The organism is Streptomyces sp. NPDC005811 (assembly GCF_040630405.1).
In the GTDB taxonomy this organism is placed as follows: domain Bacteria; phylum Actinomycetota; class Actinomycetes; order Streptomycetales; family Streptomycetaceae; genus Streptomyces.
In genome coordinates this window covers 71349-95853 of the sequence record NZ_JBEXXK010000049.1, presented here as the reverse complement: position 1 = coordinate 95853, position 24505 = coordinate 71349, and the positions used below count along the sequence as shown (strand labels likewise).

Genomic DNA, 24505 nt, shown 5'->3' with positions numbered 1-24505 from the left:
CCAACTGCTTGATCAACGAACCCAGATCATCACTCGACCCACGCGAATCACGCTGCAACGTCGACAGCGTCTGCGCACCCATGTCGAACTTCATGTCGAAACCGCCTCCCCCGGTGAGGTCTGTCTGTCACGTCCGTGACCGTACGCACCTCCATCTGTAGCAAGTCCTCGGTTGCCGGTGCAATCGCGAAGCCGCAGTAGTTACAGGGGTGGCACAAACGGACGTTCAGGGGACCGGATGCGCCGCCGGTGCCGCCGACGTCGGGCCCTCGCGGCACACCAGCAGCAGGGCCCGGTCGTCGTTGACGTCCTTCGCGACCGCCTCGATGAGGTGCCACGCGGCGCCCTGGAAGCCGCCGGCGACATAGCGGTCGGCCTCGCCCGTGAGGCGGTCGATGCCCTCGACGATGTCGCGGTCGGAGGTCTCGACCAGGCCGTCGGTGAAGAGCATGAGGACGTCTCCGGGACGCAGGGAGCCCTTCACCGGGTCGAACTGGGCGCCCTCGTACACGCCCAGCAACGGGCCCTCGGCGGCCTTCTCCTCCCAGCGGCCGCTGCCCGCGCTGAGCTGGAGGCCCGGCGGGTGTCCGGCCGAGTAGAGCTCGTAGTCGCCGGAGTCCAGGTCCAGGACCAGGTGGATGGAGGTGGCGAAGCCCTCGTCCCAGTCCTGGCGCAGGAGGTAGCCGTTGGCGGCCGGGAGGAAGGCGTGCGGGGGCAGGGAGCCGAGGAGGCCGCCGAAGGCGCCCGACAGGAGCAGGGCGCGGGAGCCCGCGTCCATGCCCTTGCCGGAGACGTCCGTCAGCACGACCTCCATGGTGCGGCCGCCGTTGGTGCGGGCCGCGACGACGAAGTCACCGGAGAAGGACTGGCCGCCGGCCGGGCGCAGGGCCATCTCGCGGTGCCAGCCGTGCGGCAGCTTCGGCAGCTTGCTCTGGACCCGGATGCGTTCGCGCAGGTCGAAGAGCATGGTGCCGCCGCGTCTCCAGGGCACGCCGACCCGGCTGCGGAACTGGGCGATGAGCAGGCCGAAGAAACCGCATGCGGCCACGACGAGGACCACGCCCGGGGTGACCCGGGAGGGCCCCTGGGTGTACGGGCCGAGCTGGACGGACTCGACGATCAGCGCGGTGGCCGCGGCGGCGTACAGACCGAGCAGGCTGGACGGGCGCAGCAGCAGCCCGCCGGCGACGATCGGCAGGACCAGCGCGGCCGGGGAGCACCACACCGAGTTGGCGAGGGTGGTGGCCGCGATCAGCGGTACGGTGAGCAGCAGGAAGGCCAGCGCGATCCAGTCCGAACCGTCGCCGCGGAAGTAGTCCACGGCGCTTCGGCGCACGCCGGTGCGGACCCGGTGCATCAAGTGCTTCAACCGGGCCGTCAACGTCTCGGCTTCCGCGCGCCGCTGTCGTCCTTCTGCCATTAGTTCGGGACCCTATCCATCCAACCCACCGCTTGGCACGGGAGGTCCCACTTGTCCCCCGTCCGAGGTTCAACTTCACAGTGAACTTCATGGAAAGCGCTCACGTGGCACGGAGGGAGAAATTCCCTGGCTCGTCCCGCATTGGGCTGCTAGGCATGAGTGCATGACGACTCGGGCGACGACGACAGGGTCCACGGGCCGCGCGACCTCTTCCGACGCCGCCGCGGCCCCGGCGGCCGGGCTGCGCGTGCTGCGCGCCGAGGACTGGGACCGGTGGTACGACGTACTGCTGCGCGCCTTCGGCGGGGTCGCGGAGCCGGCCGAGGAGCGGGAGCTGTGGCGTCGGCTCACCCCCTGCGAGCGGTCCGTGGGCGCCTGGGACGGCGAGGAGCTGGTCGGGACGGCGGGGGCGTTCGACTTCCGGCTGACCGTGCCGGGCGGGGCCTCGGTGCCGGCCGCGGGCGTGACCATGGTCGGGGTGAGCGCCACCCACCGGAGGCGCGGGCTGCTGACGGCCATGATGCGGCGGCAGCTGGACGACGTCCGGGCCTGGGGCGAGCCGCTCGCCGTCCTGACGGCCTCGGAGCCGGTGATCTACGGCCGGTTCGGCTACGCGGCGGCGACGTTCGGGCTGCACGCCGAGATCGACACCGGCCGGGTCCGTCTGTCCGTACCGGCCGGTACGGACGACGTACGGCTGACGTACGCCGATCCGCGCGCCACGCTGGACACCTGCGAGGCGGTGTACGCGCGCACGGTGGCCCTGCGGCCCGGGATGCTCGACCGGCGGCCCGGCTGGGAGGGGCTGGCGGTGCTGGAGGCGGAGACCGAGCGGGACGGGGCGTCGCCCGTGCAGTGCGTGCTCGCGGAGCACGAGGGGCGCGTGACCGGTTACGTCCGTTTCCGGGTGCGGCCGCGGTACACGGACAGCGGGCACAACGGTCAGGTGCAGCTCCAGGACCTCGCGGCGCTGGACCCGGTGTCGGAGGCGGCGCTGTGGCGGTTCCTGTTCGGGATCGACCTGACGAGCTCGCTGAAGGTGCGGGGGCGGCCGCTGGACGAGGCGTGGCAGTACCAGGTGTCCGACATCCGCCGGTGCGAGCTGCGGGTGCGGGACCAGTTGTACGTACGGCTGGTGGACCTGGGCGCGGCGCTCCAGGCGCGGACGTACCAGGCGCCGGTGGATGTGGTGCTGGAGGTCGAGGACGCGTTCTGCCCGTGGAACGCGGGGCGTTGGCGGCTTTCCGGCGATGCGAAGGGCGCGGTGTGCGCGCGTACGACGGATGCGGCCGACCTGGCCGTGTCGGTGCGGGAGCTGGGGGCGGCGTATCTGGGCGGGGTGAGCCTGGCCGCGCTCGGGGCGGCCGGCCGGGTGCGTGAACTGCGGGAGGGGGCGCTGGCGGTGGCCGCCGCGGGGTTCGGGTCGCCGGTGGCGCCCTGGCTGCCGCACGGCTTCTGAGGCCCGCCGGTCCCACCGGTCCCACCGGTCCCACCGGACTCACCGGTCCCACCGGACTCACCGGACTCGCCGGTCTTCAGTTCTTCTGGCAGGTGGGGCACCAGAAGAGGTTGCGGGCGGCGAGGTCGGCGGTGCGGATCCCGTCGCCGCAGAGGTGGCAGGGCAGGGTGGCCCGGCGGTAGACGTACACCTCGCCGCCGTGGTCGTCGACGCGCGGCGGGCGGCCCATCGCCTCGGGGGTGTGCTCGGGGCGGACGGTGTCGATGCGGTTGTTGCGGACGCCCTCGCGCATGAGGGCGACGAGGTCGGCCCAGATCGCGTCCCACTCGGCTGGGGTGAGGTCCCGGCCGGGGCGGTACGGGTCGATGTGGTGCCGGAAGAGGACCTCGGCGCGGTAGACGTTGCCGACGCCGGCGATGACCTTCTGGTCCATGAGGAGCGCGGCGATCGTCGTACGGCTGCGGGAGACGCGGGCGTACGCGGCGGCGGGGTCGGCGTCGGCGCGCAGCGGGTCGGGGCCGAGGCGGGCGTGTATGGCCTCTTTCTCGGCGTCCGTGACGAGGGCGCAGGTGGTGGGGCCGCGCAGGTCGACGTAGGCGGTGCTGTTCGCGAGGCGCAGGCGGACCGTGTCCGTGGGCGGGGGCGCGGGGGCCGGGCCGAAGGCGACCTTGCCGAAGAGGCCGAGGTGGATGTGGATCCACTCGTCGCCGCGGAAGCCGAGGAAGAGGTGTTTGCCGTGCGCCTCGGTGCCGGTGAGTTCGGCACCGTCCAGGAGCGCGGCGGCGTCGGAGAACTTGCCCTGGGGACTGGTCACCCGGGGTGCCGTGCCGCGGAACCGGTCACCGTAGTCCAGCGCCAGCCGGTGGATCGTGTGCCCCTCTGGCACGGTCGCCGTGTCCTTCCTCGCGTGGGAGGCCTTCGGTGGGGAGGCCCTCGGTGGGGGGAAGGGGTCCCCGGACCCCCGCCCCCGCCGCCTGCCGGTCTCAGTCCTGCTGCGGGTGGTGGGCCGGGATCGCCGGGAGGTCGCCCGTCGTCTCGTAGTCGGCCAGCATGTCGATACGGCGGATGTGGCGCTCGTCGCCCGAGAACGGGGTGGCGAGGAAGGTCTCGACGAACTTGGTCGCCTCGTCCGTGGTGTGCATCCGGGCGCCGACGGCGACGACGTTGGCGTCGTTGTGCTGGCGGCCGAGGGACGCGGTCTCCTCGCTCCAGGCGAGGGCCGCACGGACGCCCTTCACCTTGTTCGCGGCGATCTGCTCACCGTTGCCGGAGCCGCCGATCACGATGCCGAGGGCGTCCTTGTCCGCGGCCGTCCGCTCCGCGGCGCGGAGGCAGAACGGCGGGTAGTCGTCCTGGGCGTCGTAGATGTGGGGGCCGCAGTCGACCGGGTCGTGGCCCGCCGCCCTGAGCCATTCGACGAGGTGGTTCTTGAGTTCGAAGCCGGCATGGTCCGAGCCGAGATACACGCGCATGGGACGAGTGTGTCATGCGGGTCGCCGGGCGACGGCGCTCGCCCTCGCGCAAGTCGGAGCACCCGCACGTCAGAGCACCGTGAAGCTCTCCTTTACCTCGTCGTAGGTCTTCAGGGCGTCCGCCCCCACCGCCGGCCGGTACCAGGTGTTGATCTGGTACGACTTCCCCGCCTGGTCGAAGCCGAGCAGACGGGCGTGCCAGCGGGCGCCCTGGAGCGTGAAGGTGTACTCCCAGACGACCGCCGGGCGGCCCTTGTACGTCGTCTCCTCCAAGCGGATCTTGCGGTAGTCGCGGCCCTGCTGCGCGTTCTGCTCGGAGGTCCGCCAGGTGTCCAGCAGATCGCCGCGGGCGAGGGAGGACTTGGCGGCGAGTTCCTGGGTGCCGTCGGGCGAGGTGTAGTGCACCTCCGCGCCCGTCTTCACGTCCCGCCGCCAGCCCTTCGGGGTCGCCCAGGCGAACCCCCCGGCCTCCTGGTGGGCGCCCGGCGGCAGACTCGGCGGCCTGGACGTCCCCTCGACGGTGGCCGAGGGGCCGCCGGACGCCGTGGACGCCGACGCCGACACGGACGGGGACGATGACGGTGACGGCTTCGGCGAGGCCCCGCCGCCCGCCCGGTCCCCGTCCCCGCCCGACCAGGGCGCCAGCACGAGGACGGCACAGACGGCCACCACGACGGCCCCGACCCCGGCAACGGCCCACGCCCTCCTCCGGGAGGCGACGGCGGCGACGGCGGGGGCAAAGGCGGCTTCGCCCGTCCGCGCGGCCGACGCCTCGGGCCGCTCCTCCGGGCCGCCCGGCGGCTGCGGGGACACCTCCGGCGGGGTCGGGCCGCGCAGGGCGCGGGTCGGGGGTTCGTCCGGGTGGGCCACCGGGCGGAGGGACTCCTCCAGGGCGGGCAGGGAGGGGCGGGCCTCCGGGGTCTTCTCCAGGAGGGCGCGCAGGACGTCGGTCAGCGGGCCCGCACCGGCCGGGAGCCGGGGCTCCTCGTAGAGGACCGCGTGCAGCGTCGCCAGCGTGGTGTCGCGGGAGAAGGGGGAGTGACCGGCGAGCGCCGCGCAGAGGGTCGCGCCGAGGGACCAGACGTCGGACGGCGGTCCCTGCGGGCGGCCCGAGATGCGCTCCGGGGCCATGTAGTCCGGGGAGCCGACCAGCATGCCGACCATGGTCAGCGCCTTGGCGTCCTGGATCGCCGCGATGCCGAAGTCGGTGAGGACGATCCGCCCGCCCTCCTCCACCAGCACGTTCCCCGGTTTGATGTCCCGGTGCAGGACGCCTCCCGCGTGCACCTGCCGCAGCGCCTGCACGAGCCCCAGGCCGATCCTGGCCGCCTCGCGCGGCCCCAGCGGCCCCTCCTCGGCCACGACCCGCTCCAGCGAGCGGCCGGCCACCAGTTCCATGACGATCCACAGGCGTTCGCCCTCGTCGACGACGTCGTAGACCCGGACCACGTTGGGGTGGTCGATACGGGCGGTGGCCCGGGCCTCGCGCAGGGTGCGCTCGCGGCGGGTGCGGCTGTCCTCGTGGTCGAGGCCGTCGATCCTCATCTCCTTCACGGCGACCCGCCGGTCGAGCACGTCGTCGGTGGCCCGCCACACCCGTCCCATTCCCCCCTGGCCGATACTCTCGACCAGCCGGTAGCGCCCCGTCACCAGCAGACCCGGAACACCCCCACTCACCGAATTCCCCGGATTCACCGGATTCACCGGATTAACCGGCCCCCCGGAATTCACCGCATTCCTCGGGTCTCTCGGACTCCCCCCAATTCCCGGCAATTCCCTGCGCCCCCTCCCTTTCCCGTACGGCCCCCACAATGGTCACACTTCGCGGCGTACCTGCATAGTGCGGAGAAATCTTGTGGTACCTCTTCAAGTACTGCGCATGGTGACGCAGTCAAAGGGGGACGAACATGAGTTCTCGCCGTTCGGCGACCATCGTCGGCTCACTGACCGCCGCCTCTTTCGCGACGGTGCTGATCCTCGCCGCCCCGGCCGGCGCGGACGACCAGGGGCCCGGCAGCGACAAGGGGGGCAAGGCCGTCGACGCGGCTCCGGCGGGCGTGGAGCTGACCACGCTGCTGCCCGAGCGGATCTCGGTCGACAACAGTTCCGGCAAGACTTCGCTCACCGCCACCGTGAAGAACGGGGGGACCAAGGACAGCGGGAAGATCCGGGTGTGGATCGTCGGATTCGACGGCCTCACCGTGAAAAACGTCCAGGGCTGCACGGCGATCGCCGAGAAGGATCTCCCGGACGGTTCGAACAGTGGTTTCTCCTGCTCCGTCGACGGGCTTGCGGCGGGTGACTCGACGTCGTACTCCGTCGACGCCACCTTCGATCTCGGAAAGACCGGAAAGATCTGTCTGCCCGTGCAGAGCGCCGACGGGAAGAAGACGTTCTGGCAGCAGGGCCCGGTGCCGTTCGGTACGACGAACCCGTCGCCGAACGCCCCCGCCACCCCGCTGCTGCTCGGCACGGACAACACCCCCGCGGCACCCGGCGGCGACGAACTGCCGAAGACGGGCGTCGCCGAGGACCTGCTCCCCCTCGGCGCGACCGGAATCGCCCTGCTCACGGCGGGCACGGCCGGCCTGTGGTGGACCCGGCGCCGCCCACGGACCTGACCGCGTCGGCCGGAAACGCGGAAGAGGTCCGCCGAGTCGCGTCACGACCCGGCGAACCTCTTCTTCACAGACCGGAAATCAGCACCGGCCGAAGCCAACACCGACTGCACGTCAGGTCCGGCCGAACGGCCGAACGTCAGGTCCGGCCGAACGTCAGCACCGGCCGAACCCCGGTACCGACCGAGCGTCAGCGGTCCGCGAACTTCCAGGCCGTCGGCAGCAGGCCCATCGCCAGCAGGGCCTTGACCGCGTCGCCGATCAGGAACGGGGTGAGGCCGACGGAGACCGCGGTGGCGAAGGGGATGCCGGCGGCGTAGGCGAGGTAGGGGACGCCGACGGCGTAGATGATCGCCTCGCCGATCAGCATCGCGCCCGCGGTGCGCCACACGCCGCGGTCCGCGCCCCGGCGGGCCAGGGCGCCGACGGCGGCGGACGCGAGGATCATGCCGAGGATGTAGCCGAAGGAGACGGAGAGCCCGGAGGAGCCGTCCGCGAACCACGGGACACCGGCGAGGCCGGCCAGCGCGTACAGCACGAGCGCGGACACGCCGCGGCGGGCGCCGAGGGAGGTGCCGACGAGGAGCGCGGCGAAGGTCTGGCCGGTCACCGGCACCGGGGAGCCGGGGACGGGCACCGCGATCTGGGCCGCGAGGCCGGTGAGCGCGGCGCCGCCGAGGACGAGCGCGATGTCACGGACGCGGGACGCGGGCAGCAGGTCGGCGAGGACCCGTCCGGGGCTGGCGCTGGCGGCGGCGGTGCTCATGGGGACTCCGCGGGGAGGAGGGGAGGTCGGGGACACCGTGACGCTATCCCAGGGGTTCTCGGGCACCCACCGTCAGCGGTCGACAAAGAGGGCGGCGGAAGCTTGATGGGATCTTCACAAAGGATGTCCGCTACACCGGCCCGGGCGTGACAACGATCACTGAGGTGAAGAGGTTTCGCTCACCGGCCGCCATGTCAGGGGATTGTGAACAGTCACCAAAGGAATCCTAGTGCTCTGGTCGGATTCCCCTTTCCTGCCCTACGCTTCCAGCCATGGTTGCCCAGGCCCTGAACCTCACGTCGCGTCGCTATGTCGACCTGCGACGCCAGGGCACGGCCACCTGTCGCCGCCCGGCCTGAGGCGGGACCGGCCCGCCTCGGCCTCCGAGACATGTCGGCCCCCCTTCCCCGAGGACGGTCACCCATGCCCCGAACCGCGGCACCCCCTGCTCCCCGTACGTCCCCCGTCCCCCGGGTCGCCGACAGCGACCGGCGGCGCACCAGCGCCAGTGTGATCCTGCGGTCCGTGCTGGAGCACGGCCCGGTCGCCCGCTCCACCATCGCCCGGCTGACCGGGCTGTCCCCGGCCGCCGTCACCGACCACTGCACCCGGCTCACGGCCCTCGGCCTGATCCGGGAGTCGGCCGCGCCCCGGCGCAGCAACGGCGCCGGCCGCCCGCACGTCCCCGTCGACCTGGACGACTCGCGGTTCGTGGTCGGCGGGGTGCATGTGGCCGTGCCGTACACCACGGTCGCGCTGCTCGACCTGCGCGGACGGGTGCTGGCGTGCCGTGAGGTGAAGCACCGCGGCACCGGGCCGTACGAGGTGCTGGCGCGGGCCGCCGAGGGGCTGGCGGCGCTGCTGGCGGAGGCGGCGGACAGCCGGCCGCTGGGGGTCGGGGTCGCCGTCGGCGGCTGGGTGGACCGGGACTCGGGGACCGTCGTCGAGCATCCGCTGCTCGGCTGGCGCGAGGTGGCGGTGCGGGAGCTGCTCGGCGCGCACACCGGGCTGCCGGTCCATGTGGACGGGCACGCGCGGGCGTTGGTGAACGCGGAGCGGCTGTTCGGGCGGGTGCGCGGCAGCCGCAGTGTGCTGCATCTGTTCGTGGGGAACGTGGTCGACGCGGCGTTCGCCACCCATGACGAGGTGCACCACGGCCCCCGTTCCCAGGCGGGGGCCGTGGCGCATCTGCCGCTGGCCGGGGGCACCGAGCCGTGCTCCTGCGGCCGGACCGGCTGCCTCCAGGTCGAGCTGAGCGAGCGGACGCTGTGCCGGCGGGCCCGGGAGGCGGGGATCACGGACGGGGTGAACCCGATGGCCGTGCTCGCCGCGGCGCGGGCGGGGAACCCGGAGGCGGTGCGGCTGCTGCGGGAGCGGGCCCGGATGACGGGACGGGCGGCGGGGCTGCTGCTGGACGTCCTCAACCCGGAGCGGGTCGTCGTCACCGAGGTGGGTGTGCTGTACCGGGAGGACTGCCTCGCCGCGCTGCGGGCGGAGGTGGGGGCGGAGCGGGCCGGGAGTGTCGTGCCGACGAGCTTCGGGAACTCCGTGCTGGCCGTGGCGGGCGGCGCGGTCGCCCTCGACGTGCTCTACCGGGATCCGCTCGCCGCGTCACCCGTACCGAATTAATTCAGAAACTCCGAATGTTGACAGGCATCGCACACGGAACGGACGATGATTCCATGAGCTGTCGCACTCTCTGTTGCTGACGCCCCGGCGCGCCGGGAGCGCGCCCTTCTTCCTGCGTTCACCGCAGTCTTTTCCCGCGTGAGTTCCGCTTTCCGAGCATGGCCGTGCCTGGAATTCCGCATGCCCTTTTCACCGCTTTCCCCTGAGGGGTACTCCCATGCCTTCGACCTTCGACCGCCGTCTGTTCCTCACCTCGCTGCTCGGCGCCGCCGCCGGTGTCGCCGGGCTCAGCGGCTGCGCCGAGAGCAGTGCCGCCGCCACCGGCAAGGGCGCCGCCACGGCCCCGCTCGCCACGAAGGTGCCCGCCGGCACCAGCCTGAAGATCGCCTCGTATCTGAACGCGCAGCAGCTCCAGTTCAAGCTGGCGAAACTGCCCGACCTGCCGTTCACGGTGTCGAGCTGGGTGAACATCGGGGCCGGGCCCGATGTCATCAACGCCTTCCGGGCGAAATCCCTGGATCTCGCGAACAACGCGGGCATCCCGCCGATCCAGGCGCATTACCAGGGTTATGACGCGAAGATCGTCGCGATCAACATCACCCGGAAGCCGAATTACCTGTTCGCCACCAAGCCCGGCAGCGACATCCGCACCGTCGAGGACTTCAAGGGGAAGAAGCTGGCGTTCTCGCAGGGCCAGGCACAGGGTGTCGTCCTGCTGCGGGCGCTGAAGAAGGCCGGTCTGAAGTACGACGAGGTCACGCTGGTCCCGCTGACCAGCAACCAGTTCCTGACCGCCCTCCAGTCCGGCCAGGTCGACATCGCCCCGCTCGCCAACAGCCAGGCTCCCGCCTACCTCCAGCAGTACGGCTCCAAGGGCGCCCGCTCGATCACCACCGACGTCGTCGACCTGCTGAACCTGCTGTGGGCGCCGGTGTCGGTGCTGAACGACAAGGCGAAGGCGGCCGCGATCGCCGCGTACATCCCGCAGTGGGCCCAGGGCCAGGTGTGGCAGTACGAGAACCCCGACCTCTGGAACGAGGAGTTCTACGTCAAGACGCAGAACCTGACCTCCGCCCAGGCCAAGGCGATCTCCGACCTCGCCAACAAGCCGCTGTTCCCACCCAGCTGGGACGAGGCGATCGCCTGGGAGCAGGAGACCGCCGATCTGCTCGCCGAGGGCGGCTTCGTGAAGAAGTTCGACGTCTCCTCCCTCTTCGACCACCGCTTCGAGGGCATCGCCGCGAAGTCCGTACCCGCCGAGTACCGGAGCTGACCGCCATGACCACCACCACGCTGGGCACGGCCGCCCCCGTCGCCGTGGCCGAGCGGCCGCCCCGCCGGCGCCGCCGCAGCCTCTCCCCCGGCAGGCGCCTGCCGGCCGCCCGGCTCGCCGGGCCCCTCCTGCTGATCGCCGTGTGGGCCGCCGCCTCCGCCGCGGGCCGGCTCGACCCCGGCGCGATCCCGGCGCCCTGGACCGTCCTCGGGACCGGCGCCCGGCTGTGGACCGACGGGACCCTGCCCACCGATGTCCTCACCTCCCTCGAACGGGCCGCGTACGGCTTCGCGATCGGGCTGACCGCCGGGGTGGTGCTGGCGCTCGTGTCCGGGCTCAGCCGGACCGGCGAGGCGCTGATCGACGGGACCGTGCAGCTCAACCGGGCGATCCCGGTGCTCGGGCTGATCCCGCTGTTCATCCTGTGGCTGGGCATCGGCGAGACCTTCAAGATCGCGATCATCGCGATCGTCGTCTACATCCCGATCTATCTGAACACGCATGCCGCGCTGTCCGGCATCGACCACCGGTTCGTCGAACTCGCCGAGGTGCAGGGCCTGTCGAGGCTCCAGTTCGTCCGGCAGATCGTGATCCCCGGCGCCCTGCCCGGATTCTTCGTGGGACTCCGGCTCGGCGTCACCGGATCCTGGCTCGGCCTGGTCGTCCTGGAGCAGATCAACGCCACCAGCGGCCTCGGCTACATGATGTTCCAGGCCCAGAACTACGGCCAGTCGGACGTCATCCTCGTCGGCCTGCTGATCTACGGCGTCTTCGGCCTGGTCTCCGACAGCGCGGTCCGTCTCATCGAACGGAGGGTGCTGTCGTGGCGCCGCACACTGAGCAACTGACCCGTCCCGCCGTACGGTTGCGGGGCCTGACCCGGTCCTTCGACGAACGGACCGTCCTCGACGGCATCGACCTGGACATCCCCGCCGGACAGTTCGTCGCCCTGCTCGGGCACAGCGGCTCCGGCAAGTCCACCCTGCTCCGGGCGGTCGCGGGCCTGGACCACGAGGTCGCCGGGAGCGGTGAACTGACGGCGCCCGAGCGGGTGTCGGTCGTCTTCCAGGACTCCCGGCTGCTGCCCTGGCGCCGGGTGCTGGACAACGTCCTGCTGGGAACGGCCGGCGAGGAGAGGGGGCGGGCGGCGCTCGCCGAGGTCGGGCTCGCCGGCCGCGAGCGGGCCTGGCCGAACGAGCTGTCCGGCGGCGAGGCGCAGCGCGCCGCACTCGCCCGCTCGCTGGTCAGGGAGCCCGAACTGCTGCTCGCCGACGAGCCGTTCGGGGCGCTCGACGCGCTCACCCGGATCAGGATGCACGCCCTGCTGCGGGAGCTGTGGAGGCGGCACCGGCCGTCCGTGCTGCTCGTCACCCACGACGTGGACGAGGCGATCGTGCTCGCCGACCGGGTCCTCGTCCTCGACCACGGCCGGATCGGCCTCGACCTGACCATCGACCGCCCCCATCCGCGCTCGTACCGCGATCCGCTGCTGGGTGAGTACCGCGAGCGGCTGCTGGCCGCGCTGGGCGTCACGGAGGACCACCAGTGAGTTCGAGAAAGCTGCACCTCAACGCGTTCCTGATGAACACCGGGCACCACGAGGCGTCCTGGCGGCTCCCGGAGAGCGATCCGCTCGCCCATGTGGAGCTGGACCACTACGTGGAGCTGGCGCGGACCGCCGAGCGCGGCACGTTCGACTCCCTCTTCCTGGCCGACGGGCCGCAGCTGTGGAGCAGTGTCGCGCAGCGCCCGGCCGGGGCGCTGGAGCCGCTGACGCTGCTCACCGCGCTGGCGACCGCGACCCGGCACATCGGGCTGATCGCGACCGCCTCCACGTCCTACAACTCCCCCTACAACCTGGCCCGCAAGTTCGCCTCGCTGGACATCATCAGCGGTGGCCGGGCGGGCTGGAACATCGTCACCACGGCGGGTGAGGAGGCCGCCCGCAACTTCGGCCTGGACGCGGAGCCCGCGCACGCCGAACGGTACGCGCGGGCCGCCGAGTTCCTGGACGTGGCGCTGAAGCTCTGGGACAGCTGGGAGGACGACACGATCCTCGCCGACAAGGCGTCCGGGGTGTGGGGCGACGACGCGAAGATCCATCCGCCCCGGCACCGGGGGACGTACTTCAGCGTCGAGGGCGCCCTCAACGTCCCGCGCAGCCCACAGGGTTACCCGCTGCTGGTGCAGGCGGGATCGAGCGAGGACGGCAAGGCGTTCGCGGCCCGATACGCGGAGGCGGTGTTCACCGCGCAGCAGACGCTCGCCGACGCCCAGGCCTTCTACGCCGACCTCAAGGCGCGCACGGCGGCGGCCGGCCGCGACCCCGGACATGTCAAGGTGCTGCCGGGCATCGTGCCGGTGCTCGGCTCCACGGAGGCGGAGGCCCGGGCGAACGAGCAGCTGCTGGAGGACCACATCGTCCACCGGCACGGGGTCGCCAACCTGGAGCGGCTGCTCCAACTGCCCCCCGGCTCCCTGGAGCTGGACGCCGGGCTGCCGGCCGACCTGCCCTCCGAGGACGCCGTCGAGGGCGCCAAGAGCCGCTACACGCTGATCGTGGAACTGGCCCGCCGGGAGCGGCTGACCGTACGGCAGCTGATCGGCCGGCTCGGCGGCGGGCGCGGGCACCTCACCTTCGCGGGCACGCCCGAGCAGGTCGCCGACACGATCGAGACCTGGTTCACGCAGGGCGCCGCCGACGGCTTCAACATCATGCCCGCGGTGCTGCCCTCGGGGCTGACCGCCTTCGTCGACCACGTCGTCCCGATCCTGCGCGCCCGCGGCCTGCTCCGCACGGAGTACGGCCCCCGCCGGACCCTGCGCGAGCGCTACGGCCTGCCGCGCCCCGCCAACCAGTACGTCAAGACACCCGCCCTGGTCTGAGAGGACACCCCATGACGCTCGACATCCGCAAGGTCACCGCGAACATCGGCGCCCACGTCTTCGGCGTCGACATCTCCAAGCCGCTCGACGAGGAGACCTACGCCGCGCTCCGCGAGGCACTCAACGTCCACAAGGCGCTGGTGTTCGACGAGGTGAACCTCGACGACGAGTCCCACCAGGCCTTCGTCCGGCACTTCGGCGAGGTCACCACCGCCCATCCGACCGTGGCCTCCGTCGACGGCGCCCCGAACGTGCTGCCCGTCGACAGCGAGCGCGGCCGGGCCGCCAACCACTGGCACACCGACGTGACGTTCGTCCTCAACCCGCCCCAGGCCACCACCCTGCGCAGCCTGACCGTCCCGCCGTACGGCGGCGAGACGCTGATCGCCAACTCCGCCGCCGCCTACCGGGATCTGCCCGAGCCGCTGCGGCGGCTGGCCGACACCCTGTGGGCCGAGCACACCAACGACTACGACTACGCGGTGCCCGACGAGACCCTCGACGAGGCGCAGGCCGCCGCCCGCGCCCAGTTCACCTCCATCACGTACCGCACGGTCCACCCGGTGGTCCGCGTCCACCCGCTGACCGGGGAACGCGGTCTGTTCATCGGCGGGTTCGCCCAGCGGATCGTCGGTCTGTCGGTCGGCGAGTCCCGCAAGATCCTCGATCTGCTCCAGTCGTACGTGACCCGGCCCGAGAACGTCCTGCGCCACCGCTGGTCCGAGAACCAGCTCGTCGTCTTCGACAACCGGATCACCCAGCACTACGCCATCGACAACTACGACGGCGCGCCGCGCCGGCTGCACCGGGTGACGGCCGCGGGAGACGTGCCGGTGGGCGTCGAGGGCAAGGAGAGCCACTCGATCGAGGGCAGCGCCGCGCACTACACGGCCGTAGCGGCCTAGGCACGGTCCGTACCGGACGTGTCCGGATCGTGGGCGGCCCCTCCGCGGCGGCGGAGGGGCCGCCCGGACTGTGGGCGTTTTTGCCCGTCTCACACGTGGGACGCACCACGCCCGAGCAGCGCCATCTGTCGATGATCGCCGCCGCCGGACCGTCGATCGTCCTCGCCCACGCCGTGTCCGGTCTCCTCGTGATGCTGGTGATGCGGATGCTGGGCGAGATGCGGCTGGGCCTTCTGGATCCCGCTCTGCACGGCCGTCGGCCTGGAGACCGTCACCATCGCCGCGGCCGAGTCGCCGGACCCGGTACGGGGCGTGGCGGGCGCGGTCCGTACGGCGATGTGGCGCATCGCGCCGTTCCACGTCGGCTCGATGGCCGTCATCGTCACCCTCGTCCCCTGGGACTCCGCCGCGGTCGTCGAGCACGGCCCGTACGTCGCCGCCCTGGACCGGCTCGGCATCCCTGGCGCCGGCCAGATGATGAACATGGTGGTGCCGGCCGCGCTGCTGAGCGCGATGAACGCCAATGTGCACGGCTCCTCGCGCATCGTCTGGCGGCGGCCGGGTACGCGGTGCAGCGGACGCGCGCCGGGCGCTGACGCGCGTCCTCGCGAGGGGGGCTGGGTCAGGGCTTGCGGCCCAGGCCTCCGTGCTGGCCGATCGGGGCGGTGCCGGCGCCGGGAGCGGGGTTCCACAGGGGGACGGAGACGACTCCCGGGGCGACCAGGTCCAGGCCGTCGAAGTAGCCCTCGATCTGGTCGATCGGGCGCAGGAAGTAGGGCACCGCGCCGGTCTCGTTGTAGGCGTCCTGGGCCTGTTCGTAGACGGGGTCGGTGCCGCGGGAGCCCTCGTTGAGGGAGAGGTAGCTGCCGGAGGGCAGTCCGTCCAGGAAGGCGCGGACGAGGTCGCGGGCGCGGTCGTAGCCGTCGACGTGGCCGAGGATGCCGCTGAGGATCAGGGCCGTCGGCCGGGACAGGTCGAGGGTCCGGGCGGCCGCCTCCAGGATGCGGTCGGGCTCGTAGAGGCTGAGGTCCTCGTAGGAGGTCGCGCCCTCGGGGCTGGAGGTGAGCAGGGCTCGGGCGTGGGCGAGGACCAGGGGGTCGTTGTCGACGTAGACGATCCTCGACTCGGGGGCCAGGCGCTGGGCCACCTCGTGGGTGTTGTCGACCGTGGGCAGTCCGGTGCCGACGTCGAGGAACTGGCGGATGCCCGCCTCCTCGACCAGGTGGGTGATGGAGCGGCCGAGGAAGGCGCGGCTGCTGCGCGCGATGGTGACGATGCCGGGGAAGACGGCGGTGTAGGAGTCGCCCGCCGCCTCGTCCACCGGGTAGTTGTCCTTGCCGCCCAGCCAGTAGTTCCAGATGCGGGCCGAGTGGGGTACCGAGGTGTCGATCTCCGTCATGGAGCCCATGGTGCCCCCGCGAGGGCTGCTCGCGGGGGCGATTCCTGCGCAGGAGTTGTCACAGATTGCTGAAGTCGGGGCCCTTGGTTCGGGTGCGCTTGATCTCGTAGAAACCGGGGACCGAGGCGACCGCGACGGTGCCGTCCCAGAGGCGGGCGGCCTCCTCGCCCTTCGGGGCGGGGGTGACGACCGGGCCGAAGAAGGCGATCTGCTCGCCGTCGGGGCCGGGGACGGCGATCACCGGGGTGCCGACGTCCTGGCCGACCTTCTCGATGCCCTCCTTGTGGGAGGCGCGCAGCTGGGCGTCGAACTCGAAGTCGCTCTGCTCGGCGTACTCGATGAGGGAGGCGGGCAGGCCCACGTCCGCCAGCGCGCCGGCTATGGCCTCCACCGTCGGACCCTCGCCGTTGTTGTGGATGCGGGTGCCGAGCGCGGTGTAGAGCGGGCCGAGGACGTCGGCGCCGTGCAGCTGCCAGGCGGCGGTGACCACGCGCACCGGCTGCCAGGCCTTGACCGCGAGCATCTCGCGGTACTCCTCGGGCAGCTCGTCCAGCTTGTTCTCGTTGAGGACGGCGAGGCTCATGATGTGCCAGCGCACCTCGATGTCACGGACCTTCTCGACTTCCAGGACCCAGCGGGAGGTCATCCACGCCCAGGGGCACAGCGGGTCGAACCAGAAGTCGACGGGGGTCTTCTCGGACATGTGTCTCCTCGGGAGATCTTCCAGGGAACAGGGAACTTCGAGAGAAAGGTCCTTCCCCGCGTCAACACCGTCACGTGCGGCACACATTCCCCGCTGCTGCGGTCAGGGGCGCGTGGCAGGATCACTCCTGTCCGTACACCGTCCGGCCACCAACGAGGGAGTACCGCCCGTGCCCGGTGAGAACCTGTCCCGCGACGAGGCCCGGGAGCGGGCCGCCCTGCTGTCCGTCGACGGGTACGACGTGTCCCTCGACGTGCGTTCGGCCGTCGGAGGGGCCGCCGGTGAACCGCGCACCTTCCGCTCGGTCACCACGATCCGCTTCCGCTGCAACGAGCCGGGCGCCGCGAGCTTCGCCGATCTGATCGCGCCGAGTGTGACGTCCGTCTCCCTCAACGGCCGCGATCTGGACCCGGGCGAGGTGTTCGACGGCTCCCGGATCCTGCTGGAGGACCTGGCCGCCGACAACGAGCTGGTGGTCGACGCGCAGTGCGCCTACTCCCGCACCGGCGAGGGCCTGCACCGGTTCGTCGACCCCGAGGACGGCGAGGTCTACCTCTACACGCAGTACGAGCCGGCCGACTCCCGCCGGGTGTTCGCGAACTTCGAGCAGCCCGATCTCAAGGCCCCGTTCCGCTTCGAGGTGCGGGCGCCCGAGGAGTGGACGGTGTGGAGCAACGGCGCGGGCGAGCGCGCCGACGGGGTGTGGCGGTTCGCGGAGACGAAGCCGATCTCGACGTACATCACCTGTGTGGTGGCGGGTCCGTACCACTACGTCACGGACTCCTACAGCCGTGACCTCGGGGACGGCACGACCCTGGAGATCCCGCTCGGCGCGATGTGCCGCAAGGGGCTCGCGCCCTACTTCGAGGCCGAGGACGTCTTCCTGATCACCAAGCAGGGCCTGGACTTCTTCCACGAGCACTTCGACTACCCGTACCCCTTCGGCAAGTACGACCAGGCCTTCGTGCCGGAGTACAACCTGGGGGCGATGGAGAACCCGGGTCTGGTGACCTTCCGGGAGGAGTACATCTTCCGGGGCAGGGTGACCCGGCTGTCGTACGAGAACCGGGCGAACGTCATCCTGCACGAGATGGCGCACATGTGGTTCGGCGACCTGGTCACCATGGAGTGGTGGGACGACCTGTGGCTGAAGGAGTCCTTCGCGGACTTCATGGGCTCCTTCTCGATGGTCGAGGCCACCCGCTTCACCGAGGGCTGGATCACCTTCGCCAACCGCCGCAAGGCCTGGGCGTACCGCGCCGACCAGCTGCCCTCCACCCACCCGGTCACCGCCGACATCCGCGACCTCCAGGACGCCAAGCTCAACTTCGACGGCATCACCTACGCCAAGGGCGCGTCCGTCCTGAAGCAGCTGGTGGCGTACGTCGGACGGGACGCGTTCCTGGAGGGCGCCCGCCGCTACTTCAAGCGGCACGCGTACGGCAACACCCGCCTCGGCGATCTGCTGTCGGTGCTCGCGGAGACCAGCGGCCGGGACATGGGGGCGTGGGCGCGGTCCTGGCTCCAGACGGCCGGGGTGAACTCGCTGACCCCGCAGGTGCTGCTGGACGCCGACGGGCGGATCGCGGAGCTCGCGGTGGTGCAGGAGGCCCCGGAGTCGCACCCCGAGCTGCGGCCGCACCGGGTGGCGATCGGCCTGTACCGCCGGGAGGAGGGCGCGCTGGTGCGGTACGCGCGGGTCGAGGCGGACGTCGACGGTCCGCGCACGGTCGTCACGGAGCTGGCCGGCGAGGCCGCCCCGGAGCTGGTGCTGGTCAACGACGACGACCTGACGTACTGCAAGATCCGCTTCGACGAGACCTCGCTGGAGACGCTGCACACGCACCTCGGCGACATCGCCGACCCGCTGGCCCGCGCCCTGTGCTGGTCGGCGCTGTGGAACCTCACCCGGGACGCGCTGCTGCCCGCGCGGGACTTCATCGCCCTGGTGCTGCGGTTCGCGGGGCGCGAGTCGGACATCGGGGTGCTCCAGATGCTGCACGCCTGGGCGGACTCGGCGCTGGTGCACTATGTGGCGCCGCCACTGCGGGCGACCGGGGCGCGGCTGCTCGCCGAGGGCGCCGAGCGCGAGCTGTACGCGGCCGGGCCGGGCAGCGAGCACCAGCTCGCGTGGGCGCGGTTCGTCGCGCAGACCGCCGAGGACCAGGGCGGTTTCGAGCTGCTCCAGGGGCTGCTGGACGGCACCTCGGTGATCGAGGGGCTGGACGTCGACCAGGAGCTGCGCTGGACGTTCCTGGAGCCGCTGGTGGCGCACGGGTACGCCGACGAGAAGGCGCTGGAGGCGGAGCTGGCCCGGGACGACACCGCGTCCGGCCGGCGCCACCAGGTCCGCTGTCTGGCCGCGCGTCCCTCGGCGGCGGTCAAGGCGCAGGCGTGGGCGCAGGTGGTGGAGTCCGAGGAGCTCTCCAACGCCCTGGTGGAGGCGACCATCGCGGGCTTCGCCCAGCCCTCCCAGCGGGAGCTGCTCGCGCCGTACGCGCAGAAGTACTTCGCGGCGATCGGGCGGGTGTGGTCCGAGCGGTCCATCCAGATCGCGATGACCGTCGTCAAGGGCCTGTACCCCTACCTCCAGGACTCGCCGCAGACCCTGGTGGAGACGGACGTCTGGCTGGCCGCCCACGACACGGCGCCCCCGGCGCTGCGTCGGCTGGTCCTGGAGGCCTGGGACGACCTGGCCCGGGGCCTGCGCGGGCAGGCCTGTGATGCCAGGGCCGAAGAACACCACTAGCTCTGGCCATGGATTCCGTCGGCGGTGACCGTTACGGAATTCGTTCCATCGGACCCGTAACCCCTGGACCCGCCCGACGGGACCAGGGGTTTTCGCTGCCTACTCGGCACCCGAACACCCGTCCTTTAGGACGAGCTTGTCCGGGTTTGTCGACGGGCGTGTAACAGCGGTTAAAGGAGGGACCGGGCGCGGAATCCCCGTTGCATGAACCACAACACGCCGCTCCCCCCGGCCACCCCCCGCCCGCTGCGCCACCTCTCCGACGACGGCCGACGCCGGGTGCTGACGGCCGCCCAGCTCCGCTCGCACGGCGTCTCCGGCACCGAGGCCACCGAGCAGTGCCGACCCGGCGGCCCCTGGCAGCAGCTCCTCCCCGGCGTGTTCATGCTGCACCAGGGGCCGCCGACCAGCGAGGAGCGGCTGCACGCGGTCCTGCTGTACGCGGCCCGCGAGCTGCCGGAGCCGGCCGGGGTGCCGGCCCAGCCCGACGCCGACGGCCCGCACCGGCCGACGTACCGGGAGGCGATGATCACCGGCCTCGCGGCGCTCACCCTGTACGGCTTCACCTCGGCCCCCGCGCTGTCCTCCCTGGAGCGGATCGACGTCCTGGTCCCCCGCCTGCGCCGACTGCGCTCGACGGGCTGCGCCCACGTCGTGCGCACCGGGAGCCTGCCGGCCCCCGAGCAGGCGACCGGCGTGCCGGTGGCGCCGGTCCCCCGGGCGCTGGCCGACGCGGTGGCGGACCTGACGGACGCGGGCACGGTACGGCGGCTGCTGACGGAGGCGGTGCGCGGCGGCCACTGCGAACCGGCCGCCGTCGTACGGGAGTTGAACAACGCCAAGCTGCTGGGCCGGCCGCATGTGGTGGACGCCGTGGACTCCCTGCTGGCCGAGGGCCGGGCGATCGCCGAGGACCGCCTCTACCGGATGGTCGTCGAGTACGGCCTCCCCGACCCGGTCTGGAACGTGGACCTGCGCCTCCCGGGCGGCCCGCACCTCGGCGGACTCGACGCCTACTGGCCGGAGCAGGCGGTGGCGGTGGAGCTGGACACCCGGGCGCCCCGTCAGGACGAGGACGCCCTGTGGTCCGAGTACGCCCGCAAGCGGGAGCACCTGGAGCGGCTCGGCATCACGGTCGTGTACATCACGCCCAAGAAGCTGCGGGACGCCATGGAGCAGCAGGCGGCGGTGGTCCGTACGGCGCTGATGGCGGCGGGGGACCGCGAACCGGCGGCGTACGTCGTGGTGCTGCCCCGGTAGGGAGGGACCGGGGCGGCACATCAGGAGGGGAGCGGAGGGGCCACCGGCGACCGGTGGTCCCTCCTCGTGTCGTACACGCGGTCGATGAGGGCCGCGTACGAGGCGATCATGCGGGTGCGGCTGAAGCGTTCGCGGCTCGCGGCGAGGGCGGGGGCGTAGACGTCCCGGTCCGCCACCGCCTCCGACCAGGCCGCCGCGATGGCCGCCGGGTCCGGCGGGGTCACCAGGCCGTGGCCCGCGACGATCGCCGCGCTGTCGCCGACGTCCGTCGAGACCGGGACCGCGCCGCACATCATGCCCTCGATCAGGCACAGCGGGGCCGCCTCGCCCCAGGAGGAGGTGAGGGCCACCACGTCGGCGCCGGCGTACACGGTCTCCATGTCGTGCCGTACGCCGAGCAGGCGCAGCCGGCCCCGGCTCCGCTCCCGTCCGTCGAAGGCCTCCGCGATGTCGGCCACGAGGCCCGGGTTCGCGGCCGACATGCCCGCCCCGCACATCAGGACGTGGCCCTCGGGGACCGCGTCCAGCCAGGCGCTCGCCGCCGCGAGGAACAGGGGGACGTTCTTCATGCCGTCGTAGCGGGCGGCGAAGACGACCACCGGGGCCTCGGCGGGGACGTCCAGGGAGGTGCGCAGGGCCAGCCGGCGGGCCGGGTCCGGGCGGAAGCGGATCAGGTCGACCCCGTTGGGGATGACCTGGAGCAGCGCGGCCGGCACCCCCGCCGCCTCGTACGCCGCCCGGGTCGACTCGGCGCAGCACACGGCCGCCGCCACCGTGCCGTCGGCGATCCCGGCCTTGAGGTCGTGCAGGGCGCGGCCCTGGTTCTCCGGGTCGGAGCGGTGCAGACAGACCACGACCGGGCGGCGCGGCAGGCCCGCCTGGCGCAGCAGGGCGAGCGGCTGCTCCTTGAGGGAGAGGATCACGTCGGCGTCGGCCGTCGCCCGGGCGGTGTCGGCGAGTTCCGGCCCGCTGAAGGCGGCCGGATCCGTGCCCCCGATCCCGAACGTACGGCCGAGCGAGGTGACGCCCACGTCGGCGCCGGTGAGCGCCCGGTAGCAGGCGTCGTCCTCCATCCGCTGGCGGGTGGCCTCGCGGTGCACCTCGCCGTGGATGCTCAGCACCCGGTGGTGCTGGCCGCCCTCCCGCAGTCCCAGCACCACATCGCTGTGCACGATCCGGGCTCCCCCGGAGAAGAACCCCTCGTAGACCGACAGCACCCGCAGTCCGCGTCCCGTACGCACACCCTCACCCGCCTCACACCGATATCCAGCCACCCCCGCCCACTGCGGGTTAGCCGATATGAGGCGGTACGGACGTTTCGTGCGGGTGAACTGGACGTCACATGTGCGCGCAGCCTGGATGACGGAAGCGCCACCGCCGGTTTCCGATCCTTTTCAGGCCTTTTTGAGCACCAGTTCCGTGTTCCGGTCCTTCGCCTCGCCGCTGAGCCGTGCCCCGTCGAAGCGGGCGTTCGCCGACAGCTCACGGTAGAGGGCGGCGAGGCCCGTCTGGGAGAGGTCGGTGAAGTCGGTGCGGTGGGGGGCGGCGGACTCGATCAGCGTGGTGTGGATCGAGAGGGTGCCGTCCTTGTTGTCGACCAGCTCGACGACCCGGGCGAGCTGCGGGAACTCCACGTGGGAGGCCGTGGAGATCTCCCAGAAGGTGCCCGCGGTGCCCTGGTGGGGGGTGATGTCGTTGCGGTGGATGTGACCGTTCACCCAGGCGACGACATTGCGATGGCGGCCGAGGAGCGCGGTCAGTTCGGCACCGGTGTGCCGGCGCTCGCGGGGGTGGGCCGGGTCGGGGCGGGTGTTGGACATGCTCTGGCTGGTGTGGTGACTGAAGACGATCGCGTACGTGTCCCGGTGGGCGCGCAGGGTCGCGTCCAGCCACTTCAGCTGGGCGGTGCCGATCGAGCCGTTGTAGTGGCCGCCGGGGTCGGTGGTGTCGAGGCTGATGCCGAGGACGTTCTCGGCGACGGGGAAGGTGTAGTACTGGGTGCCGGCGGCCAGGTTGCCGGCGGTGTAGCCGTGGCCGACGGGGCCCGCTCCCTCGTACGCCGGGTCCAGGTGGGCCTTGACGTGTTCGGCGGGGGTGTAGGGGGCGCGGCGCTCGTCGGGGGTGACGGTGCGCATGGCGCGGGTCTTGGACTTCAGCAGGTCGCGGATGACCGTGCCCCGGGGGTCCTTGTCCTGGCTGATGCTCTGCTGGAGCCGGGTCGCCTCGGCGGCGGTCAGCTCCATCAGCTTGCGGCCGCCGACCGCGTACTCGGCGAGCCAGGAGTCGCCGTGCGCGTAGCAGCCGAGCGGCATCGCGTCGTGGTTGCCGACGGTGGAGTACCAGGGCAGGGTCAGACCGGGGCTGTTGACCTCGCGGATCGCGGCGGCGAGGAAGCCGTCGAGGTGGGGGAAGCCGCGCTGCTTGTAGGCGTCGCGGGAGCCGGCGTCGGGCTGCCAGTACAGGGGGATGCCGCTGTTCTGGACGCCCTCGTAGCGGCGCGGGTCACCGGAGTTGGGGCTGATCCGGCCGCCGCTCATCACGGTGAGGTACCAGTCCAGCTCGGTGTGGGCGTTGTTGTCGGTGTTGTCGCCGGTGGTGACGACGAAGTCCAGCGGGGCGCCGGTGACGGGGGCGGCCCGCAGCGAGTTGACCCGTTCGATCAGCGAGACCGCGCCCTGCACGGTGAGCGCCTCGTGCGGCCGCCAGGCGATCTCGCTCGCGGCGCGCAGGTACTCCAGGCGCAGCGGGTGCTGGCTGTCGATCAGGTGCAGGTCGGTGAGCTGGACGAAGGCGGCGAGGCTCGTACGGCGGCCCGCGCGGCCGGACCGGGCGGCGGCGAGGTCGGTGCGCACGACGCGCTTCCAGCCAGCGGCACTGCCGAGGCGGTGGTAGCCGGAGCCGGACCGCGGGGCGGCGACGGAGGCGAGGGTGGTGCCCTTGGTGTAGGGGGCGAGGGGGGCGGCGACGGGAGCGGCGGAGGGGCTCGCGGAGGCCGCCGCGGCCTCGGCGGCCGGGGCCGGTGCCTGCGGGGGCACGGAGGCGGCCTGGCTGTCGGTGGGCCGCAGGGCGTAACCGACGCCCGCGGAGACGGAGACGGCCGCGGAGGCGGCGAGGACGGTACGACGGTCGACCCCCAGCGCGGAGGACGTGACAGAGCGTGAGCGCGACATGGCGCGATCTCCCCGAGTGCGAACGCGTCGACAGTGGACGCGGGGCGGTCGCAGCCGCGAACGTCCCGCTCGTATCGGATGCTCGACACCGGGTATGGCCTGCGCGTGAACGCTTCCGCAACGTGAAGCGCCGATCGCCGTACGTGGATCATGGGCGCCCGGTGGCGCCCTCGGCTGCTCCTCGCACCGCCGGGAAACAGCCGGGAAGCGGTCACTCCGTGTTCATCTCACGGGGTAACCGGGGGGTCGGCCGGGACGAACACCCGTCCGTCCACGGGCCGTTCGCGCCACAGCTTCAGGGCGATGTCGACCAGCCTGACCCGGCGCAGGCCGGGCACCGCGTCCAGGGCGTGCCAGGCGGCCATGTCGGTGGAGCCGTCGACCTCGTCGCGCAGTTCGCCGCCGGTGATCCGGGCCTCGTAGACGATCCGCAGCCCGTGGTGGTCGACAGGACCCTGGAGGCCCGCCCAGCTGCCGAAGACATGCCGGGAGGAGTCCAGGCCGAGCAGGCCGGTCACCTCGACCCGGTAGCCGGTCTCCTCGTCGAGTTCGCGCACGACGGTGTCCAGCGGGTCCTCGCCGTGGTCCATGCCGCCGCCCGGCAGCACCCACTCGTGGCCCCCGCCGTCGGCCGGTGAGCGGGCGAGCAGGACCTGATCGTCACGGACGACCACGGCGTAGGCCGCCACCCTCAACTTCTTGCGCATACGGGCACGTTAGCCGCGAAGCTCCCGCACAGGGAGCGAATATTCGCCGCACAGGGTTCTCGTAGAGGGTTTTCCCCATAGATCCATAT

The 24505-nt window shown here is 72.1% G+C and carries 19 protein-coding genes and 2 pseudogenes; 11 read left to right on the top strand and 10 right to left on the bottom strand.

All coding sequences use genetic code 11. The annotated features are described in order from the left end of the window. Positions 1-226: 226 nt before the first annotated feature. On the bottom strand, positions 227-1420 hold the full coding sequence (locus ABZ490_RS39320; RefSeq protein WP_359001830.1) for a PP2C family protein-serine/threonine phosphatase: 1194 nt from the start codon (positions 1418-1420) through the stop codon (positions 227-229). A gap of 247 nt (positions 1421-1667) precedes the next feature. On the opposite strand from ABZ490_RS39320, the gene ABZ490_RS39315 reads away from it, so the two are divergent. Next, complete coding sequence (locus ABZ490_RS39315; RefSeq protein ID WP_359001837.1) at positions 1668-2879, top strand: GNAT family N-acetyltransferase; 1212 nt, start codon at positions 1668-1670, stop codon at positions 2877-2879. Positions 2880-2955: 76 nt separating this feature from the next. Here the strand turns inward: ABZ490_RS39315 and ABZ490_RS39310 are convergent. The 3 genes and pseudogenes from ABZ490_RS39310 to ABZ490_RS39300 form a co-directional block, all read right to left on the bottom strand. After that, a pseudogene (locus ABZ490_RS39310) lies at positions 2956-3768 on the bottom strand (DNA-formamidopyrimidine glycosylase family protein); the annotation flags it as partial. Positions 3769-3862: 94 nt separating this feature from the next. After that, positions 3863-4351: a ribose-5-phosphate isomerase gene (locus tag ABZ490_RS39305; protein ID WP_359001828.1), complete on the bottom strand. Its 489-nt coding sequence runs from the start codon at positions 4349-4351 to the stop codon at positions 3863-3865. A gap of 69 nt (positions 4352-4420) precedes the next feature. Further along, complete coding sequence (locus ABZ490_RS39300; RefSeq protein WP_359001835.1) at positions 4421-6001, bottom strand: serine/threonine-protein kinase; 1581 nt, start codon at positions 5999-6001, stop codon at positions 4421-4423. Positions 6002-6258: 257 nt separating this feature from the next. Here ABZ490_RS39300 and ABZ490_RS39295 point away from each other — a divergent pair, with 257 nt between their 5' ends. Beyond that, a complete protein-coding gene (locus tag ABZ490_RS39295) occupies positions 6259-6972 on the top strand; it encodes an LPXTG cell wall anchor domain-containing protein (protein ID WP_359001827.1) in 714 nt (237 codons plus the stop codon). Positions 6973-7159: 187 nt separating this feature from the next. Here the strand turns inward: ABZ490_RS39295 and ABZ490_RS39290 are convergent, their stop codons facing one another. Continuing rightward, on the bottom strand, positions 7160-7735 hold the full coding sequence (locus ABZ490_RS39290) for a biotin transporter BioY (RefSeq protein ID WP_359001825.1): 576 nt from the start codon (positions 7733-7735) through the stop codon (positions 7160-7162). Between the two features lie 423 nt (positions 7736-8158). Between ABZ490_RS39290 and ABZ490_RS39285 the strand changes: the two genes are divergently transcribed. The 7 genes and pseudogenes from ABZ490_RS39285 to ABZ490_RS39255 all read left to right on the top strand — a co-directional run. Continuing rightward, the gene (locus ABZ490_RS39285; protein ID WP_359001823.1) at positions 8159-9364 is read left to right on the top strand and encodes an ROK family protein; all 1206 of its coding nucleotides are present in this window, start codon (positions 8159-8161) and stop codon (positions 9362-9364) included. Positions 9365-9581: 217 nt separating this feature from the next. Then, positions 9582-10637, top strand: coding sequence for an ABC transporter substrate-binding protein (locus tag ABZ490_RS39280; RefSeq protein ID WP_359001821.1), 1056 nt, complete (start codon positions 9582-9584; stop codon positions 10635-10637). 5 nt (positions 10638-10642) lie between these two features. Next, positions 10643-11485, top strand: a complete 843-nt coding sequence (locus ABZ490_RS39275; protein WP_359001819.1) for an ABC transporter permease — start codon at positions 10643-10645, stop codon at positions 11483-11485. Then, the gene (locus tag ABZ490_RS39270; protein WP_359001817.1) at positions 11461-12186 is read left to right on the top strand and encodes an ABC transporter ATP-binding protein; all 726 of its coding nucleotides are present in this window, start codon (positions 11461-11463) and stop codon (positions 12184-12186) included. The genes ABZ490_RS39275 and ABZ490_RS39270 overlap by 25 nt, the downstream gene beginning before the upstream one ends. Continuing rightward, the gene (locus ABZ490_RS39265; RefSeq protein ID WP_359001815.1) at positions 12183-13523 is read left to right on the top strand and encodes an LLM class flavin-dependent oxidoreductase; all 1341 of its coding nucleotides are present in this window, start codon (positions 12183-12185) and stop codon (positions 13521-13523) included. The genes ABZ490_RS39270 and ABZ490_RS39265 overlap by 4 nt, the downstream gene beginning before the upstream one ends. Before the next feature lie 11 nt (positions 13524-13534). Further along, a complete protein-coding gene (locus ABZ490_RS39260; RefSeq protein WP_359001813.1) occupies positions 13535-14428 on the top strand; it encodes a TauD/TfdA family dioxygenase in 894 nt (297 codons plus the stop codon). Between the two features lie 134 nt (positions 14429-14562). Continuing rightward, positions 14563-14974, top strand: a pseudogene (locus ABZ490_RS39255) (hypothetical protein); the annotation flags it as partial. Between the two features lie 76 nt (positions 14975-15050). Here the strand turns inward: ABZ490_RS39255 and ABZ490_RS39250 are convergent. Next, a complete protein-coding gene (locus ABZ490_RS39250; RefSeq protein WP_359001811.1) occupies positions 15051-15827 on the bottom strand; it encodes an SAM-dependent methyltransferase in 777 nt (258 codons plus the stop codon). Between the two features lie 58 nt (positions 15828-15885). Next, positions 15886-16530 (bottom strand): DsbA family protein, encoded by a 645-nt coding sequence (locus ABZ490_RS39245; protein WP_359001809.1) that lies wholly within the window; start codon positions 16528-16530, stop codon positions 15886-15888. A gap of 169 nt (positions 16531-16699) precedes the next feature. Between ABZ490_RS39245 and pepN the strand changes: the two genes are divergently transcribed. Together pepN and ABZ490_RS39235 are read left to right on the top strand one after the other, a co-directional pair. Further along, positions 16700-19279, top strand: coding sequence for an aminopeptidase N (gene pepN, locus ABZ490_RS39240; protein ID WP_359001807.1), 2580 nt, complete (start codon positions 16700-16702; stop codon positions 19277-19279). Positions 19280-19483: 204 nt separating this feature from the next. Continuing rightward, complete coding sequence (locus ABZ490_RS39235) at positions 19484-20539, top strand: hypothetical protein (protein WP_359001805.1); 1056 nt, start codon at positions 19484-19486, stop codon at positions 20537-20539. Positions 20540-20559: 20 nt separating this feature from the next. Here the strand turns inward: ABZ490_RS39235 and ABZ490_RS39230 are convergent, their stop codons facing one another. The 3 genes from ABZ490_RS39230 to ABZ490_RS39220 form a co-directional block, all read right to left on the bottom strand. Beyond that, a complete protein-coding gene (locus ABZ490_RS39230; RefSeq protein ID WP_359001832.1) occupies positions 20560-21756 on the bottom strand; it encodes a glycosyltransferase in 1197 nt (398 codons plus the stop codon). 177 nt (positions 21757-21933) lie between these two features. Next, a complete protein-coding gene (locus ABZ490_RS39225) occupies positions 21934-23709 on the bottom strand; it encodes a TIGR03767 family metallophosphoesterase (RefSeq protein WP_359001803.1) in 1776 nt (591 codons plus the stop codon). Positions 23710-23936: 227 nt separating this feature from the next. Beyond that, the gene (locus tag ABZ490_RS39220; RefSeq protein ID WP_359001801.1) at positions 23937-24416 is read right to left on the bottom strand and encodes an NUDIX hydrolase; all 480 of its coding nucleotides are present in this window, start codon (positions 24414-24416) and stop codon (positions 23937-23939) included. Positions 24417-24505: the final 89 nt, after the last annotated feature.

What these genes read in the sequence shown, in the direction of transcription:
- ABZ490_RS39320 (WP_359001830.1), bottom strand. Translation starts at nt 1,420, where the DNA reads ATGGCAGAAGGACGACAGCGGCGCGCGGAAGCCGAGACGTTGACGGCC.
- ABZ490_RS39305 (WP_359001828.1), bottom strand. Translation starts at nt 4,351, where the DNA reads ATGCGCGTGTATCTCGGCTCGGACCATGCCGGCTTCGAACTCAAGAAC.
- ABZ490_RS39295 (WP_359001827.1), top strand. Translation starts at nt 6,259, where the DNA reads ATGAGTTCTCGCCGTTCGGCGACCATCGTCGGCTCACTGACCGCCGCC.
- ABZ490_RS39290 (WP_359001825.1), bottom strand. Translation starts at nt 7,735, where the DNA reads ATGAGCACCGCCGCCGCCAGCGCCAGCCCCGGACGGGTCCTCGCCGAC.
- ABZ490_RS39285 (WP_359001823.1), top strand. Translation starts at nt 8,159, where the DNA reads ATGCCCCGAACCGCGGCACCCCCTGCTCCCCGTACGTCCCCCGTCCCC.
- ABZ490_RS39280 (WP_359001821.1), top strand. Translation starts at nt 9,582, where the DNA reads ATGCCTTCGACCTTCGACCGCCGTCTGTTCCTCACCTCGCTGCTCGGC.
- ABZ490_RS39275 (WP_359001819.1), top strand. Translation starts at nt 10,643, where the DNA reads ATGACCACCACCACGCTGGGCACGGCCGCCCCCGTCGCCGTGGCCGAG.
- ABZ490_RS39260 (WP_359001813.1), top strand. Translation starts at nt 13,535, where the DNA reads ATGACGCTCGACATCCGCAAGGTCACCGCGAACATCGGCGCCCACGTC.
- ABZ490_RS39250 (WP_359001811.1), bottom strand. Translation starts at nt 15,827, where the DNA reads ATGACGGAGATCGACACCTCGGTACCCCACTCGGCCCGCATCTGGAAC.
- ABZ490_RS39245 (WP_359001809.1), bottom strand. Translation starts at nt 16,530, where the DNA reads ATGTCCGAGAAGACCCCCGTCGACTTCTGGTTCGACCCGCTGTGCCCC.
- ABZ490_RS39235 (WP_359001805.1), top strand. Translation starts at nt 19,484, where the DNA reads ATGAACCACAACACGCCGCTCCCCCCGGCCACCCCCCGCCCGCTGCGC.
- ABZ490_RS39225 (WP_359001803.1), bottom strand. Translation starts at nt 23,709, where the DNA reads ATGTCGCGCTCACGCTCTGTCACGTCCTCCGCGCTGGGGGTCGACCGT.
- ABZ490_RS39220 (WP_359001801.1), bottom strand. Translation starts at nt 24,416, where the DNA reads ATGCGCAAGAAGTTGAGGGTGGCGGCCTACGCCGTGGTCGTCCGTGAC.